Here is a 16,872-nt window from a genome sequence, read left to right as displayed (position 1 = left end):
CTGGCCGAACCCGCTGAAACGTACTGGCGCCACCGCTCCGGGCTGCCTTGGCGCTGAGGGCTCAGGGCCGGTTGTTGGAGGACCTGGCCGAACCCGCTGAAACGTACTGGCGCCACCGCTCCGGGCTGCCTTGGCGCTGAGGGCTCAGGGCCGGTTGTTGGAGGACCTGGCCGAACCCGCCGAAACGTACTGGCGCCACCGCTCCGGGCTGCCTTGGCGCTGAGGGCTCAGGGCCGATGGAGCCCTGGCCCCGCCGGCCCCGGCGGGCCGGCACATTCGGCGGCGGTCAGGCATGGGCTCGCATCAGCCCCCTCCAGCCCGGCTGGCGATTGACGCCACGCCCGGAGGGCGTGCCGGGGGGACGGGGGGACGGGGGGAAGCGCGGGACTACAGCGCGTCCAAGAACCTACGGACCGCCCACGCGAACTCCTTAGGGGCGTCGTCGTGGATCCAGTGCCCGCAGCCCGCGAACTCGCGCAGCGTGGTGTTCGGCCGACGGGTCGCCATCTCATGGGCGTGGCCGGGGGGCAGCAGCGAGCTGTGCTCACCGCGCATCAGCAGCGCGGGGCAGGAGGAGCCCAGCCAGTCGTTCCAGAAGTCCCCGCACATCGCCTGCTGGGACGCCATCATGTGGGACGGTTCGAACAGAAGTCGCCAGCCGCCCGCTCGGCGGTCCGGCTCGGCGCTGTCCAGGAAGTGCGAGGCGTCTGGGATGCCCCGGGACTCGATCTCGGCGCGCAGATGCTCCCGGTCGGCCGCCCAGGTCGGCCAGGAGGAGACATCGAGCACGGGGTGGTTGACCACCGGGCGGTCCGTGACGGCGCCGACGTCCTCGATGACGAGCGCGCTGACCAGATCCGGGTGGCGGGCGGCGAGCGCGTACGCGGCGACCCCGCCGGTGGAGTGGGCGACGACCGGGACCGGTCCCAGACGCAGCTCGCGCAGCAGGGCGGCGGCGTCGGCGACGTACTCGTCCAGGGTGAACGGTCCGCCGCCGCCGGTCAGCCCGTGGCCCCGCTGATCGAGGGCGATCAGGCGCCGGGCGGGGGCGATGGCGGCGGCCAGGGGTGCGTACATCCGCCCCCGGCCGAAGTGGCCGTGGAGGGCGAGAACCGGGGTGCCCGGCCCGCCGAAGTCGGTGACGGCGAACCGCCGGCCCCGCAGGGAGACGAAGTCGGGGGAAGGCACGATCGTCGTGGTCACCCGCCGCACCCTAGTGGCAGGATCCGCTGGTGACCAGCGGGTAGCAACTGCCGTTCGAAGGTCAGGCGGCGGCCTTCGCCTTGGTGGCGTACATGTCCACATACTCCTGGCCGGAGAGTCGCATGACCTCGCTCATCACCTCGTCGGTGACCGCCCGCAGTACATAGCGGTCGCGGTCCATGCCCTCGTAGCGGGTGAACTCCAGCGGCTCGCCGAACCGCACCCGCACCCGGCCCGGCCGCGGCAGCCCCTTGCCGCCCGGCTGGATCCGGTCGGTGCCGATCATCGCGAACGGCACCACGGGGGCGCCGGTCATCAGCGCGAGCCGGGCGATACCGGTGCGGCCACGGTAGAGCCGGCCGTCGGGGGAGCGAGTACCTTCGGGGTAGATGCCGAAGACCTTGCCCTCTTCGAGCACCCGCCGACCGGTCATCAGGGCGGCGACCCCGCCGCGCCCGCCGTCCCGGTCCACCGGGATCATGCCGACGCCGGTGAAGAACCAGGCCATCAGCCGGCCCTTGAGCCCCTTGCCCGTCACATACTCGTCCTTGCCGATGAAGACGACCTGACGGTCGCAGACCAGCGGGAGGATCATCGAGTCGATGAAGGTGAGATGGTTCCCGGCGAGGATCACCGGGCCCGAGCCCGGAATGCCCTCGGCCCCCTCGACCCGTGGGCGGAACATCAGGCGCATCAGCGGACCGAGTACTGCCTTCAGAAACGCGAATCGGGACAACGGGCCCTCCGGTCGGGGTCATGGTCTGGAGCGTCCGGCGTACGGTCCGTCAATCCCATACCGCACACTGGCGCAGATGATGACGATACTCGCCGGTTGCGCCCCCGCGCACACCGGGCTCACCCACCTGGTACGCAGTGTCGATGTGCGTTTCCCCGCCGTTTCGTCCGACGTCTCCCCTCCGCAAGGGGCTCACGCCTACCATCGGGCCGTCTGTGACAGCTTTTGACAGGTGTTGACACCACCAGAGCGAGGAGTGCTCATGGAGCGGGAGCAACAGCCCGGGCGGCGTGCCGTGCTGGGGGTCGCGGCCCTCGGTGCGGGAGCGGTGGCGCTGGGCGGTGCCGGCACGGCGGCGGCCGCGGGCCCGGGTGCGGCCGGCGCGACGTCCGGCCGGGGCCATGAGCTGCCGGTGCCCACCGTGATCGGCCACCGCGGCGCCAGCGGCTACCGGCCCGAGCACACCTTCGGCTCCTACCAGCTCGCGCTGGACATGGGCGCGGACATCATCGAACAGGATCTCGTCCCCACCAAGGACGGTCATCTGGTCTGCCGCCACGAGAACGACATCACGGCCACCACGGATGTCTCCTCGCACCCGGAGTTCGCCGACCGCAAGACCACCAAGACGGTCGACGGCACCAAGCTGACCGGCTGGTTCACCGAGGACTTCACGCTCGCCGAGCTGAAGACACTGCGGGCGAAGGAGCGCATTCCGGGCACCCGCCAGCGCAACACCCTCTACGACGGCCGCTGGGAGGTGCCCACCTTCGAAGAGGTGCTCCAGTGGGCCGAGCGCGAGGGCCGCGAGCGGGGCCGCCGCGTCTGGCTGTACGTCGAGACCAAGCACCCCACCTACTTCCGCAAGCTCGGGCTCGGTCTCGAGGAGCCGCTGGCCAAGCTCCTGCGGAAGTACGGCCGCCACAAGAAGGACTCGGCGCTCTTCCTGCAGTCCTTCGAACCGAGCAGCATCCAGCGGCTGCGCGAGCTGGTCGCCACCCCGGCGGTCGTGCTGTTGTCCACCCTCAGCAGCCGGCCCTATGACTTCGTCGAGGCGAACGACCCCCGTACGGTCGCGGACCTCGTCAAGCCCGAGGGGCTCAAGTGGATCGCGAGCTTCGCCCAGGGCATCGGCCCCGATCTGTCGGTGATCATCCCGCGGACCTCCGACGGCAAGCTCGGGAAGCCGACCAGTGTGGTCAGGGACGCGCATGCGGCGGGGCTGATCCTCCACCCGTACACCATGCGCAACGAGAACACCTTCCTGCCCGCCGACTTCCGCCGTGGGACCGATCCCAATGCCTACGGTGACGCCTTCGGTGCGTTCAAGGCGTACTTCGCGACCGGCATCGACGGAATCTTCTCCGACAACGCGGACACCGCCCTCCTCGCGCGGGAGGACTTCCGCAAGGGCGACTGAGCCGGCACCGCCGGGACGGCCGCAGTCAAGGCCCGTCCCGGCGCTACCCGGTCGGGTGAGAGCGCGCGGGAGGGGCAACCGCCCCGCCCCCCGGCCTCGTCCCGCCCGGCATGGACCTTGTGAAGCAACTGGGCCCGCTGCTGGCGGCCGAGGCCGCGGCCGAGGCGCACGGTGTGGGCGTCGAACCCGCCGAGCTCGAACAGGCGGTCTGGTTACGGCTGCTCGAACGCACCCGTGACACCGGCCCGCCGCCCCACCCCGCCCGCTGGCTGCGCGGCGCCGTACGCGCCGAGGTGCGCGGGGCCAGACGCCGGGCGCGCCGCGAGGTGCCGTACGACCCGATGGGCGACGGCCCGGCCGGCGGACCCGAGCCGCGCCCCGCCGAGCACGCCGTGCTCATCGCCGAGACCCGCCGGACGCTGCGCGCCGCGGTGCGCCGGCTCCCGGGCCGCTGCCCCCGGCTGCTGGCGGCGATGCTCTCCCGCGCGGACCCGACCTACCGCGAGATCGCGGGCGAGTTGGGTATCTCACAGGGCAGTCTGGGGCCGGTTCGTTCCCGATGTCTTGGTTGCCTGCGCAGAATGCTCGCGGCGGAGATTGCGGCTCCTGAACGATGGGGAGAGGAGCGTTAGACAATCGGCGCCTCGGAGACGGACGTGGACCACGTGACGTCTCCACCCAGGCCATGAACCCCGGTCGCCCCCTCACCCTCGACGCGGCCGGCGGACCGAGAACAGGGGAGGCATGCGCACATGGGCATGAGCGTGACCATCTCCGCGGCGACCGCGGACGACGCCGAGCAGATCCTCAAGCTGCAGTATCTGTGCTATCAGGGCGAGGCCGAACTCTACGGGGACTACGCGATCGAACCGCTGACGCAGTCGCTCGACGACCTGCGCGCCGAACTGGGCGAGGGCTGTGTGCTCGTGGCCCGGCTCGGCGAGGAGGTCGTCGGCTCGGTCCGCGGCATCGTCGACGACAAGGGCACCGCCTCGATCGCCAAGCTGATCGTGCACCCGCGGATGCAGCGGCACGGCCTGGGCGGGCGGCTGCTCGCGGCGATCGAGGAGCGGCTGACGGAGGAGCGGGCCGCCAAGCGGTACCGGCTGTTCACCGGCCACCGCAGCGAGGGCAATCTGCGGCTGTACCGCAAGTACGGCTACGCCCAGGTCGGCACGGAGGAGGTCAACCGCCGGCTGTCCCTGGTGACACTGGAGAAGGACGCGAGCGCGTCGGCGTACGCGGCAAGTGCCTGACGTCGCCGCTCGCCCGGGCGTGACGCGGCGCAAGCCCGCCGGGATCAGTCCCGGCGGGCTTTCCGCAGCCAGATCAGCCCGGTGACCGGCAGGAAGATCGGGATGAACAGATAGCCCATGCCGTAGTCCGACCACACCGTCTGGTCGGGGAAGGCGGACGGTTCCAGCAGCGTCCAGGTGCCGACGGTCAGCACGCCCAGCAGCTCCGCCGCGCAGCACACCATCGCCGCCTTGCGTGCGCCCTCTCCGCCGCGCACCAGCGCGACCGTGATGAAGGCGTACACCACGGCGGAGACCGCCGAGAGGATGTAGGCGAGCGGGGCCTCGTGGTACTGGGCGATCAGCTGGTAGACCGAGCGGGACGCGGCCGCGACGGTGAACACCCCGTAGAGCATCACCAGCAGCCGCCCGGGGCCCTGGCCGAGCCCGGTGTGTTCCGCCGTCGCGGATTGCGGAGTGGATCCCGGCGTGGATTCCGGCGTGGATTCCGGCGTGGATTCCGGAGTGGGCTCAGCCACCGATGCCTCCCCAGATGTCGTAGAGCCGCACTTCGAGCACGGCCAGCACCACGGCCGCCGCGGCGACCGTCGCCGACCCCCAACGGGTCCGCTCCGCCAGCGACATGAACGCCGCGATCGGCACCGCGAGCGCGGACCCGATCAAATAGGCCACGAAGATCGCCACACCCTGGTCCGGGTCGTCCCCGGCCGCCAGCCGCACGATCCCTATGACCAGCTGCACGATCGCCAGCAGGGCCACCACGGCCATGCCGAGGAAGTGCCAGTCCTTGGTGGGCTGGTCGCGGTAGGCGGCGAAACCGCACCAGGCGGCGAGCAGAAGGGCGGTCACACCGAGCGCGAGGGTCAGCGCGTCGATCAACGGAACCTCCGCGCGGTGCGGCGGCGCACACGGGGGCGGCGCACACAGGGGGTGACAAGCATGAGACGACTGTAATCGGCCCGAATGACCGCGTTGCGATCGGCCCCGACGGGGAGCGCCAAAGGGCGCGCCGGTGCCGAAAGGGCTGAGGAGGAGGGAGCGAGGAACGAGCGACCGCGCGACGAGGCCCGTCGGCACCCGGGTCCGAGCGCCCGGAGGCGAGCGACCCGAAAAATATGGCCCCACGTACGCTGCGCGTCATGAAGATCTCCGCTGACGCGCTGCTGTTCGACAACGACGGAACCCTCGTTTCCTCCATGGAGTCCGTCCTGCGCTGCTGGACCCAATGGGCGGGGGAGCACGGCATCCCCGCGGAGGTCTTCGCCGAGGTCGAGCTGCACGGCCGCCCGGCCAACGACATCATCGGCGACCTGCTGCCCGCCGACCGGGTCGCGCGGGCCCGTGCGCGCATCGACGAGCTGGAGGTCGAGGACGTGCCCGGCGGGGTGAAGCTGCTCCCCGGCACGGCCGAGCTGCTGGAGTCGCTGCCCGCCGAGCGCTGGGCCGTGGTGACCTCCGCCAATCGCCGGCTGGCCGAGGCCCGCCTGGCCGAGGTGGACATACGCCCGCGGACGCTGATCACCGCGGACGACATCACCCGGGGCAAGCCCGACCCCGAGCCGTTTCTGCTGGCCGCCGAGCGGCTGGGGGTCGACCCGGCCCGCTGTGTCGTCTTCGAGGACGCTCCGGCAGGGCTGGCGGCGGCCCGGGCGGCCGGAATGCGGACCGTGGCGTTGACCACAACGATGAGCCGCGACGAGCTGGTCGCCGATGTCGTGGTCGAGGACCTGTCGGCCGTGTCGGCACGGGCCGTCGACGGGGGAGTGGAGATCACCGCGGGGGTCTGAGCCACTCGCCGCGACCATCCACGGACTGGTCACCACTGTCCGCTATGCGGACAGGGTTGATCGGTCCGTACGGGTGTCTGGTTTACTTGCCGCCATGACCACGACGAGCTGCCGCACCCCTGCGACCGAGGCGGACCACACGCCCGGTGCTCGTTGTCTGTGTCGAATGTGTGACCGCTGAGGGCCCCTGCCTGAGCCTCGCGCCCCGAAGCGAGACCCGCTGAGCCGGAAGCGCCGCGTGTCCGTTCGCCGGACCGCGCCGCCCCGCGTCACCGGACCCGAAGCCGCGCCCACACGCCGCGCACCCCCTCCGGTCCGCCCTGCCGCGTTCCGCAATGAACGAACCGTGCCCGGTGGCACCCACCGCCGCGCACTCAACAGTGACGGAAACCCTGTGATCACCACTACGGACCTGACCAAGGTCTACCGCTCACGAGGCCGCGAGGTCACCGCCCTCGACGGCGTCGATCTGCATGTCCGTGAGGGCGAGGTGTACGGCGTCGTCGGTCAGAGCGGCGCCGGAAAGTCGACCCTCATCCGCTGCGTCAACCTCCTTGAGCGCCCCACCTCCGGCACGGTCTCCGTGGCGGGCCAGGACCTCACCGCGCTCGCCGGGCGCGGCCATCGCGCCGGATCCGCGCTGCGCCAGGCGCGCAGCCGGATCGGCATGGTGTTCCAGCACTTCAACCTGCTGTCCTCGCGCACCGTGCGGGACAACGTCGAGCTGCCGCTGGAGATCCTCGGCGTCTCGGGCAAGGAGCGCACCCGCAAGGCCCTGGAGCTGCTGGACCTGGTGGGCCTGGCCGACCAGGCGCGGGCGTACCCGGCCCAGCTGTCCGGCGGCCAAAAGCAGCGCGTCGGCATCGCCCGGGCGCTCGCGGGCGACCCCAAGGTGCTGCTGTCGGACGAGGCGACCTCCGCGCTCGACCCCGAGACCACCCGCTCGATCCTCCAGCTGCTGCGCGACCTGAACCAGCAGCTCGGCCTGACCGTGCTGCTGATCACCCACGAGATGGACGTCGTCAAGACGATCTGCGACTCGGCGGCGCTGATGCGCGGCGGGCGGATCGTGGAGTCCGGGCGGGTCGCCGACCTGCTGGCCACGCCCGGCTCCGAGCTGGCGCAGGAGCTGTTCCCGGTCGGCGGGGTGCCCTCGGCCGACGACCGCACCGTGGTGGACGTCACCTTCCAGGGCGAGGCGGCCGCCAAGCCGGTCATCTCCCAGCTGTCCCGTACCTACAACATCGACATCTCGATCCTGGGCGCCGCGATGGACACCGTCGGCGGCCACCAGGTCGGACGGATGCGGATCGAGCTGCCCGGTCGGTTCGAGGAGAACGTCGTACCGATCGGCTTCCTGCGCGAGCAGGGGCTCCAGGTCGATGTGGCCGCCGTCGCCGACGGCCCGCGCGTGAACGCGACACCGCTGCTCAAGGAGGGCGCCAAGTGACCTGGTCCGAGATGGAGCCCCTGCTGGAGCAGGCCTGTTGGGACACGCTCTACATGGTCGGCTGGTCGGCGCTGATCGCCGTCGTCGGCGGACTGCCGCTCGGGGTGCTGCTGGTACTCACCGACCGTGGCGGCATCCTGCAGAACGTGGTCGTGAACAAGGTCGTCGGCCAGGTGGTCAATATCGCGCGCTCGCTGCCGTTCATCATCCTCATGGTCGCGCTGATCTCCTTCACCCGTTTGATCGTGGGCACCACCATCGGCCCCGAGGCCGCGATCGTGCCCCTGGCGATCGGCGCCATCCCCTTCTTCGCGCGACTCGTGGAGACCTCGGTGCGCGAAGTGGACGGCGGGCTCGTCGAGGCCGTGCAGTCGATGGGCGGCTCCACCTGGACCGTCGTCCGCAAGGCGCTGCTGCCCGAGGCGCTGCCCTCGCTGATCTCCAGCGCCACCACCACGATCGTCGCGCTCATCGGCTACTCGGCCATGGCCGGCACGGTCGGCGCGGGCGGCCTTGGTGACCTCGCCATCCGGTATGGCTACCAGCGGTTCGAGACCCAGCTGATGTGGATCACGGTCGCCATTCTCGCGGTGGTCATCTCCGTCATCCAGTTCGCGGGCGACCTCGCCGCCCGCGGTCTGTCGCACCGCGGCCGCTCCTCGGCCGCCCCCCGGCTGGTGCTGCTGCGCGGCGGCGCGGCGCGGACCGGGAAGTCCGCCCCGGCGGACGCCGAACCCGCCGACGTCGAGTCCGTGGAGCTGACCAAGGTCCCCTGAGCCCGACGCCCCAGCCCCGACACACCCCCCGCATGTCCGCATCCGCACCCCCAGCGGATTCGTACGCCCCTGAAGAAAGGCACTTTTCGTGCGTAACACCACCAAGACCGTCACCACCGTCCTCGCCGCCGGCGCTCTCGCTCTCGGGGCCGCGGCCTGCGGCCCGGGCTCCTCGGGCAGCAAGGATGGCGCGCTCGTCGTCGCCGCGAGCCCCGTTCCGCACGCGGAGATACTCACCTACGTCAAGGACCACCTGGCGAAGAAGGCGGGCCTCAAGCTCGAGGTCAAGGAGTTCACCGACTACAACACGCCGAACCTCTCCACCCAGGACGGCTCGGTCGGTGCCAACTACTTCCAGAACCAGCCGTTCCTGGACGACTTCAACAAGAAGAAGGGCACGGACATCGTGCCCGTCGTCACGGTGCACCTGGAGCCGCTCGGCCTGTACTCGCACAAGGTGAAGAAGGCCGACGACCTCAAGAAGGGCGCCACCGTGGCCGTCCCGAGCGACACGGTGAACGAGGCCCGCGCGCTGAAGCTGCTGGACGCCAACGGCGTCATCAAGCTCAAGGGCGGCGTCGGCAACGAGGCCACCCCGAAGGACATCGCCGCCAACCCCAAGGGCCTGAAGTTCAAGGAGCTGGAGGCCGCGCAGCTGCCGCGCTCCCTCGACGACGTGGACGCCGCGGTCATCAACGGCAACTACGCCATCGAGTCGGACCTCAAGCCCGCCAAGGACGCCCTGGTCCTGGAGTCGCCCGAGAACAACCCGTACGGCAACTTCCTGGCCGTGAAGAAGGGCAACGAGGACGACCCGCGTGTAAAGAAGCTCGCCAAGCTGCTCACCTCTCCCCAGGTGAAGAAGTTCATCAAGGACAAGTACGCCGGCTCCGTCCTCCCGTCCTTCTGAGGTGGCGACATCATGCGCCAGATCGCGTTTCCCCTCGCGGCGGCGGCACTCGCCCTCGGACTGACCGGGTGCGGAGCGGGCTCGGGCGGTGGCTCCGGCGACGACACGCTCGTCGTCGGGGCGACCGCCGTCCCGGCCGGTGAAGTGCTCGCCTACGTCAAGAAGAACCTGGCGGACAAGGCCGGGCTCAAGCTGGAGGTCAAGGAGTTCACGGACTACGTCCTGCCGAACACCGCCCTCCAGGAGGGCTCGCTCGACGCCAACCTGTACCAGAACGTCCCGTTCCTGGATAACTTCAACAAGACCAAGGGCACCGGCCTGGTGCCCGTCGTGGACGCGTATCTGCCCCCCATGGGTGCGTACTCCAAGAAGGTCAAGGACATCTCCGACCTCAGGAGCGGCGCGACCGTCGCGGTGCCCAACGAGCTCACCAACGAGGGGCGGGCGCTGCGGCTCCTGGCGGACAAGGGCCTCATCGGGTTGAAGAAGGGGGCCGGAGTCACCGCGAGCCCCGCCGACATCACCTCCAACCCGAAGAGGCTCACCTTCAAGGAGCTGGAGCCCGCCCAGCTGCCGCGCTCCCTCGACGATCTGGACGCGGCCGTCATCAACAGCAATTACGCGCTCGACGCCGGGCTCGACCCGGCGAAGGACTCAGTGCTGCTGGAGTCGGTGAAGGGAAATGAATACGCCAATGTGCTCGCCGTCAAAAAGGGCGATGAGGACGATCCCCGGGTGAAGAAGCTCGCGGGGCTCCTCACCTCCCCCCAGGTGCGCGGGTTCATCAAGGACAAGTACCAGGGCTCCGTCCTGCCGGTCGCCGGCGGTTAGCCCACGGATCCACACGGCTCCGCATCCGGTCCACAACCGGATGCGGAGCCTTCCGCTTGGCCCCCCCGTGCTGCGTTTCCCCTGGCTGATGCTGCATGCTGGGCGTCTCTACAGCCCAGACACGACCACCCCGGTTACGGAGCGGCGCATGACATCCACTTTCCCGGACATCTCCATCAGCACTGAACGGCTGGTGCTGCGCCCGTTCGAGGAAGCGGACGTGCCGGCGCTCGCGGACATGATGAACGACGAGCTCGTCATCGCCTGGACCAGGGCGCCCCATCCGTACAGCCCGCGCGACGCCCGCGACCAGGCGCTGCGGCTCGCCCCGGCCGAACGGACCATGGGGCGCGGAATCGTCTTCGCGGTCGCCGAATTCCTCACCCAGCGGCTCGTCGGAATCGTCCATCTGCGCAATACCGACTGGCAGGTACTGGCCACCGAGGCCAGCTACATCACCGCCCCCTGGGCGCGCGGCGAGGGCTATGCCTCGGAGTCGGTGCTGGCCGTCGCCCGCTGGCTCTTCCAGGACCAGAAGTTCGAGCGGCTCGAACTGCGCACGGCCGCCAACAACACCGCCTCCCAGCAGGTCGCCCAGAAGATCGGCTGCGTCAGCGAGGGAGTGCTGCGCAACGCCGGGATAGCCCGCACCCAGACGGAGGACGGCGGCTGGACAGATCTGCGCACCGACCTCATCGTCTGGAGCCTGCTCGCCGAGGACCTCGACGGCGTCCCCGGCCGGATGGCCGAGCCCGAGGGCTTCAACGTCTACCCCACGTACTCCGGCTGGGGCTGACACGCCGACTCGGGAAACACCCGACGACCACGGCCGACACACCTGGCGCGGCGGACGGCCGAGGCTGATGCCCGGCGCCCCCGGGCCCGTCGCGCCCCGGCGCACCACCCCCGCCCCCGCCCCCGCTCCGGCGGTCCGGACCAGGCGGGGTAATCTCACGGAGCCTGAGCACCCGCGCCCCGGCCGCCCCGGGCCGCCATAGGCATAGCCGTGGCGCAACGCCCGCGACGGGCCCGCGAACCCCTCGCGAGCACACCCCGCGATCACCTGCGGTACCCGATCCACCCGGTAACACCCGACCTGCGACACATTGGGAGACGAAGGACGATGGCCGACCGCGTCACGGTGATCGGTTGGGACGGCTCCGCGCTCACGGACGTGGCTCGCTCCGCCCTCGGCGCGGCCACCCTCGTGGCGGGCGCCGCCCACCACCTGGCGCTGCCCGAAGTCCCGCCCGGCGCCGAGCGGATCCGGCTCGGCAGTGTGGACCTCGCCGCCCGCCGGATCGCCCAGCACCGCGGCTCCGCGGTGGTCCTGGCCGACGGCGACCCCGGCTTCTTCGGCGTCGTACGGGCCCTGCGGGCACCCGAGCACGGCCTGGAGGTCGAGGTCGTCCCCGCCGTCTCCTCCGTCGCCGCCGCGTTCGCCCGCGCCGGGATGCCCTGGGACGACGCCCAGGTCGTCGTCGCGCACAGCCGCGATCTGCGCCGCGCCGTCAACGTCTGCCGCGCCCACCCCAAGGTCGCCGTGCTCACCTCGCCGGGCGCCGGACCCGCGGAACTGGCACTGCTGCTCGGCCCGGTGCACCGCACCTTCGTCATCTGCGAGGCCCTGGGCACCGAGCGCGAGCAGGTGACCGTACTGACCTCCGACAAGGCCGCCGACCACGCCTGGCGCGACCCCAACGTCGTCATCGTCATCGGCGGATCCGGGGCCGCCGTCCGCAGCGGCCCGGCGACCGGCGCCGCGCGCGGCGCCCTGCAGAGCGGCGGCTGGATCGCCGGGCGCGACCCCGGCTACCCCGGCCCCGTCCGCGGCTGGGCGCTGCCCGCCCCCGCGTACGCGACCGTGCTGGGCGAGAGCGAGTCACAGCAACTGCGCGCCGCCCAACTCGCCCGGATCGGACCCCGCGTGGGCGACCTCGTGTGGGACATCGGCGCGGGCAGCGGCGCGGCCGCCGTCGAGACGGCGGGATTCGGCGCCGCCGTCATCGCCGTCGACAGGGACGCGGACGCCTGTGAGCGCACCGAGACCCTGGCCCGCCGCTTCGCCGTTCAGCTCCAGGCCGTCCACGGCACCGCGCCCGAGGTCCTGGAGGACCTGCCGGAGCCGGACGTGGTGCGCATCGGCGGTGGGGGCGCACCCGTCGTCGCCGCGTGCGCCGCGCGCCGCCCCGAGCGCATCGTCACCCACGCCGCGACCCGTGACGAGGCGGAGGCCATCGGCAGGGCACTGGAGGACGGCGGCTACGCCGTCGAGTGCGTCCTGCTGCAATCGGTCGAGTTGGACACCCGCGTATGGACCGAGCGCGAGCGCGCGGTCGCCTTCATGCTCTGCGGCCACCGCCCGCACCAGTGATTATGTCCTTGTGACGTTCACCCCGACTCTTCGCCCCATGACCTTCTCGCGGCACCGCGCGGGGTAGGCTGGCGGATCGTTGTACTGCCTGTACCGCTGCCCGGCGTTCGGCGCTTTATTTGGCCAAAGCCGGGAAAATGCCCCTCCCTTGGTGGGGCCGCGGTAGGCAAGCCTCGGGCGTGCTACGTGCCGCGCACGGCGCACGCTCGTTCTTGCTCACGGGGCTTGCTCCCGGCGGTAGGCGGTTGGAAGGAGCACTGACGATGGGCGAGGGGTACGCATGACCGACACCGGCCAGGTCCCGGGCGAGGGACAGCCGGAGAACGCAGGCGGACGACTCGGACAACCGCACCCGGCGGATGTCCACGCCCCGCCCGCCGACGCCGGTTACATCGAGCAGCCACAGCCCGGTGCTCCACAAGGCGCCCCGTACACCTACCTCGACGCGCACGAGACCGTCGGCGAAGAGGACGATCTGCTGCTGATGCCCGGCGCCCAGGGCGCCTGGAGCGAACAGCAGGCCCAGTACCAGTCCGGGGTGTACGAGGCGGGCGTCCTCGATCCCGCTACGCCCGGGTACGCCGATACGCAGATGCCCGAACCTCAGCCCATGGCTGCCCAGCCCCTCCCGCAGCAGGCCCCGCCGTCCGCGCCTGCGCGCCGGCCACTGCACATGGGCCCGCCGGTGCCCGACACCTCCAACGGCGTGGTGCGCTCGCTCGCCGACCGAGGCCCGGCGGCCGGCCGGCACGCCGCCCCCGTACGCCAGGCGGAGGCGCCCGCGGCCGAGCCCCAGCCACAGCCCGCCGCCGAGCCCCAGCCCGAGGGCGCACCTCAGGCCGGACCCGAGTACGTGGCGGGTCCGGAATACCCGGCGGCCGCCGAGTACGCGCCGGGCGCCGACTACGGCGCCGCCCCCGAGTACGCGGCGGGGCCGCAGTATTTCGCGGCGCAGCCCGAGTACCCCGGCCCGCTCCCCGGGCCGCAGTTCGCGAACGTGCCGCAGATCGTCGAGGCCCCGCCGGCGGGGGCCGCCTGGGACACCCACCCCCAGGCCCAGCCCGAACTCGCGCCGGTACCCGCTCCCGAGGAAACGGTCGGTCTTGCGGAGGACCCGGCGCCGCCGGAGACCCCCGCGGAAGCAGTGCCCGGCCCGCAGCCGTTCCCGCAGCCCGAGGCGGCGGACGGCGGTGTGCCCGCCGAGGCCGCGGCTTCTGCCGCACCCGCCGAACCCGAGGCGCCGGAGGCCCAGCCGGTCACGATGGAACCCGGTCCGGTGGACCCGGCGGCCGCGGATCTGGCCCAGGCGGGCGCGACCATCCCGGCCCAGGCCGGGGCGCCCGTCATGACGGATGCGCCGGCTGTCGACATTCCGGCCCAGGCCCAGCAGCCCGGTCCGGCCCCCGGACAGCAGGACGCCCAGCCCGCCCCGGTCGCGGAGCCCACCCCGGAGATCCCGGCTCAGATGTCCCATGAGCCGATCGCGCACCCGGTCGCCGCGGCACCTGAGCCGGTCGCCGCCGAGCCGGAGCCGGTCGCCGAGGCACCTGAGCCGGTCGCCGAGGCACCTGAGCCGGTCGCCGCCGAGCCGGAGCCGGTCGCCGAGGAGCCCGAGCCGGTCGCCGAGGAGGCCACGCCGGAGGAGCAGCCCGCGGAGGAGCCCGTTACGGCCGAGGAGTCGGACGTTCCCGCCGCCGAGGTCCCCGCTCCGGCTCCGGTCGAGGAGGCTCCCCAGCAAACCGACGAGCGTCCCGTGGAATCCGCCGAGCCGATCGCCGCGGACCCGGGCCACTCGATAGTGGCTGACGAGACGCCCCAGCCCATGGTGGCGCCCGAGGCGCCGGAAGCGTCCGGCGAGCCGGAGGCGGAGGCCGCGCCCGAGGCCCCGGCGCCCGAAGAGGCTGTGCAGGCAGAGGCCGTCGAGGACGCCCCGCAGGAGCAGGCGGCTGCCGAGCCTGAGGCCGAGGCCGCACCTGAACCGGAGGCAGACGCCGAGGCCCCGGAGCCGGAAGCCCCCGAGACCGCCGAGGCCGAGGCCGAGGAGGAGACCGCGGAGCCCGTGACACCACAGGAGGAGACTCCCGAGCCCGTCGCCTCCGAAGAAGAGGCTCCGGCAGCGGAAGCCGCCCCTGAGGAAGAGGCCCCCACGAACGAGACCACCGAGGACCAGAGCGCGGCCCCCGAGGCGGAGACCCCGGAGGCCGAGGCAGCCGACCTCGAGACCGCCGAAACCCCCGACGCCGAGGCGGCCGAGCCCGCCGAGCCTGAGGCCGAAGCCGAGCCCACCGACCCGGACGGCGAACACCACCCGGACACCGAATTCACGGACGCGGAGGCCGAGGCCGAGCCCGCCCCCGTCCTCCCCGCCGACCCGCCCGCCGAGGCGTACGACGACGCGGAGCGTGCCGCCGTCCACCGCGTGATGCGAGAGCGCCGGGACATCCGTAACGGCTTCCGGTCCGACCCCATCCCGCACGAGGTGCTGCTGCGGGTGCTCGAGGCCGCGCACACCGCGCCCAGCGTGGGGCACTCCCAGCCGTGGGACTTCGTCGTGATCCGCTCGGAGGAGACCCGGCGCGCCATGCACGAGCTGGCGATGCGTCAGCGCGACGCATACGCCAAGTCGCTGCCCAAGGGCCGGGCCAAGCAGTTCAAGGAACTGAAGATCGAGGCCATCCTCGAAACCCCGGTCAATATCGTCGTCACCGCCGACCCGACCCGCGGGGGCCGGCACACCCTCGGCCGCCACACCCAGCCGCAGATGGCGCCGTACTCCTCCGCGCTCGCCGTGGAGAACCTCTGGCTCGCGGCCCGCGCCGAGGGGCTCGGCGTCGGCTGGGTCAGCTTCTTCGACGAGCGCGAGATGGTGCGCGAGCTGGGGCTTCCCGAGCATCTGGAGGTCGTCGCCTACCTCTGCGTCGGATACGTCGACGAGTTCCCCAAGGAGCCCGAGCTGATGCGGTCCGGGTGGTCCAAGCGCCGCCCGCTGGCCTGGGTCGTCCACGAGGAGACGTACGGACGGCGCGCGCTGCCCGGCGAGGACCCGCACAATCTGCTCCAGGAGACCCTCCAGGGCATCCGCCCGCTGGACGCCAAGGCGCTCGGCGAGGCGTGGGAGCGGCAGAAGCGGATGACCAAGCCCTCCGGCGCGCTCGGCATGCTGGAGATCATCTCGGCACAGCTGAGCGGCCTGTCCCGGCAGTGCCCGCCGCCGATCCCGGAGCCCGCCGCCGTCGCGATCTTCGCGGGCGACCACGGGGTGCACGCCCAGGGCGTCACCGCGTGGCCGCAGGAGGTCACCAGCCAGATGGTCGCCAACTTCCTGGGCGGTGGCGCGGTCTGCAACGCCTTCGCGAGCCAGGTCGGCGCCGAGGTGTGCGTCGTGGACGTGGGCGTCGCGAGTGAGCTGCCGAGCACCCCCGGGCTGCTGCCGCGCAAGGTGCGGGCGGGCACCGGCGACTTCGCCACCGGCCCCGCGCTCACCCGCGAGGAGGTGCTGCGCGCCATCGAGGTGGGCATCGAGACGGCCCGTGATCTGGTGGCCGCCGGGAACAAGGCGCTGCTCAGCGGCGAGATGGGCATCGCCAACACCACCGTCTCGGCCGCCCTCGTCTCGGTCTACACCGGCGCCGACCCGGCAGAGGTGACCGGGCGCGGCACGGGCATCAACGACGAGATGCACGCCCGCAAGATCGATGTCGTACGGCGCGGCCTGGAACTGCACCAGCCGGATCCGGCCGACCCCATCGGCGTCCTCGCCGCGTTCGGCGGTCTGGAACACGCCGCGATCGTGGGTCTCCTCCTGGGCGGCGCCTCACTTCGTACGCCCGTCATCCTGGACGGGGTGAGCGCGGGCGCCGCCGCGCTGGTCGCGCGGGCCATCGCGCCCGAGGTCCTGGCGGCGTGCATCGCCGGCCACCGCAGCGCGGAGCCGGGCCACGTCGCGGCCCTCAACAAGCTGGGCCTGCGCCCGTTGGTCGATCTGGACCTGCGGCTCGGCGAGGGCACGGGCGCGCTGCTCGCCCTCCCTGTGGTGCAGAGCGCCGCGCGCGCGATGCACGAGGTGGCCACCTTCGACTCCGCCGGGGTCACGGAGAAGAACTGACGGGTGCCCCCGCCGCGTAGGGTA

At 72.0% G+C, this 16,872-nt stretch carries 15 protein-coding genes; 11 read left to right on the top strand and 4 right to left on the bottom strand.

Annotation, left to right across the window (positions count from 1 at the left end; all coding sequences use genetic code 11):
• Window positions 1-387 precede the first annotated feature (387 nt).
• Both ABZU99_RS07380 and ABZU99_RS07375 read right to left on the bottom strand, forming a co-directional pair.
• Complete coding sequence (locus ABZU99_RS07380; RefSeq protein ID WP_355941042.1) at window positions 388-1,203, bottom strand: alpha/beta hydrolase; 816 nt, start codon at window positions 1,201-1,203, stop codon at window positions 388-390.
• A gap of 61 nt (window positions 1,204-1,264) precedes the next feature.
• Window positions 1,265-1,939: a lysophospholipid acyltransferase family protein gene (locus ABZU99_RS07375; protein WP_356043663.1), complete on the bottom strand. Its 675-nt coding sequence runs from the start codon at window positions 1,937-1,939 to the stop codon at window positions 1,265-1,267.
• A gap of 262 nt (window positions 1,940-2,201) precedes the next feature.
• Here ABZU99_RS07375 and ABZU99_RS07370 point away from each other — a divergent pair, with 262 nt between their 5' ends.
• The 3 genes from ABZU99_RS07370 to ABZU99_RS07360 all read left to right on the top strand — a co-directional run bounded on the left by ABZU99_RS07370 (window position 2,202) and on the right by ABZU99_RS07360 (window position 4,615).
• Complete coding sequence (locus tag ABZU99_RS07370) at window positions 2,202-3,359, top strand: glycerophosphodiester phosphodiesterase (protein ID WP_356043660.1); 1,158 nt, start codon at window positions 2,202-2,204, stop codon at window positions 3,357-3,359.
• A gap of 110 nt (window positions 3,360-3,469) precedes the next feature.
• The gene (locus ABZU99_RS07365; protein ID WP_355941048.1) at window positions 3,470-3,991 is read left to right on the top strand and encodes a sigma-70 family RNA polymerase sigma factor; all 522 of its coding nucleotides are present in this window, start codon (window positions 3,470-3,472) and stop codon (window positions 3,989-3,991) included.
• Between the two features lie 120 nt (window positions 3,992-4,111).
• On the top strand, window positions 4,112-4,615 hold the full coding sequence (locus ABZU99_RS07360; protein WP_355941051.1) for a GNAT family N-acetyltransferase: 504 nt from the start codon (window positions 4,112-4,114) through the stop codon (window positions 4,613-4,615).
• Window positions 4,616-4,659: 44 nt separating this feature from the next.
• Here the strand turns inward: ABZU99_RS07360 and ABZU99_RS07355 are convergent, their stop codons facing one another.
• Window positions 4,660-5,019 (bottom strand): hypothetical protein, encoded by a 360-nt coding sequence (locus ABZU99_RS07355; RefSeq protein WP_355941542.1) that lies wholly within the window; start codon window positions 5,017-5,019, stop codon window positions 4,660-4,662.
• A gap of 106 nt (window positions 5,020-5,125) precedes the next feature.
• Complete coding sequence (locus ABZU99_RS07350; RefSeq protein WP_355941054.1) at window positions 5,126-5,494, bottom strand: hypothetical protein; 369 nt, start codon at window positions 5,492-5,494, stop codon at window positions 5,126-5,128.
• Between the two features lie 260 nt (window positions 5,495-5,754).
• On the opposite strand from ABZU99_RS07350, the gene ABZU99_RS07345 reads away from it, so the two are divergent.
• The 8 genes from ABZU99_RS07345 (at window position 5,755) to cobT (ending at window position 16,848) form a co-directional block, all read left to right on the top strand.
• The gene (locus tag ABZU99_RS07345; protein WP_356043657.1) at window positions 5,755-6,402 is read left to right on the top strand and encodes an HAD-IA family hydrolase; all 648 of its coding nucleotides are present in this window, start codon (window positions 5,755-5,757) and stop codon (window positions 6,400-6,402) included.
• Between the two features lie 394 nt (window positions 6,403-6,796).
• Complete coding sequence (locus ABZU99_RS07340; protein WP_355941058.1) at window positions 6,797-7,852, top strand: ATP-binding cassette domain-containing protein; 1,056 nt, start codon at window positions 6,797-6,799, stop codon at window positions 7,850-7,852.
• Complete coding sequence (locus tag ABZU99_RS07335; RefSeq protein ID WP_355941060.1) at window positions 7,849-8,628, top strand: methionine ABC transporter permease; 780 nt, start codon at window positions 7,849-7,851, stop codon at window positions 8,626-8,628. Before ABZU99_RS07340 ends, ABZU99_RS07335 begins: the two co-directional genes overlap by 4 nt.
• An 88-nt stretch (window positions 8,629-8,716) precedes the next feature.
• A complete protein-coding gene (locus ABZU99_RS07330) occupies window positions 8,717-9,538 on the top strand; it encodes a MetQ/NlpA family ABC transporter substrate-binding protein (RefSeq protein ID WP_355941063.1) in 822 nt (273 codons plus the stop codon).
• A 12-nt stretch (window positions 9,539-9,550) separates the two neighbouring features.
• A complete protein-coding gene (locus ABZU99_RS07325; protein ID WP_356043653.1) occupies window positions 9,551-10,369 on the top strand; it encodes a MetQ/NlpA family ABC transporter substrate-binding protein in 819 nt (272 codons plus the stop codon).
• A gap of 148 nt (window positions 10,370-10,517) precedes the next feature.
• Window positions 10,518-11,165, top strand: coding sequence for a GNAT family N-acetyltransferase (locus tag ABZU99_RS07320; protein ID WP_355941067.1), 648 nt, complete (start codon window positions 10,518-10,520; stop codon window positions 11,163-11,165).
• A 327-nt stretch (window positions 11,166-11,492) separates the two neighbouring features.
• Window positions 11,493-12,743, top strand: a complete 1,251-nt coding sequence (gene cbiE, locus ABZU99_RS07315) for a precorrin-6y C5,15-methyltransferase (decarboxylating) subunit CbiE (protein ID WP_356043650.1) — start codon at window positions 11,493-11,495, stop codon at window positions 12,741-12,743.
• A 280-nt stretch (window positions 12,744-13,023) separates the two neighbouring features.
• Window positions 13,024-16,848, top strand: a complete 3,825-nt coding sequence (cobT, locus tag ABZU99_RS07310; RefSeq protein ID WP_356043647.1) for a nicotinate-nucleotide--dimethylbenzimidazole phosphoribosyltransferase — start codon at window positions 13,024-13,026, stop codon at window positions 16,846-16,848.
• Window positions 16,849-16,872 lie beyond the last annotated feature (24 nt).

The sequence above is a fragment of the Streptomyces sp. NPDC005266 genome, from assembly GCF_040607655.1.
Lineage (GTDB): Bacteria > Actinomycetota > Actinomycetes > Streptomycetales > Streptomycetaceae > Streptomyces.
This window is presented reverse-complemented; position numbering and strand designations above follow the sequence as displayed.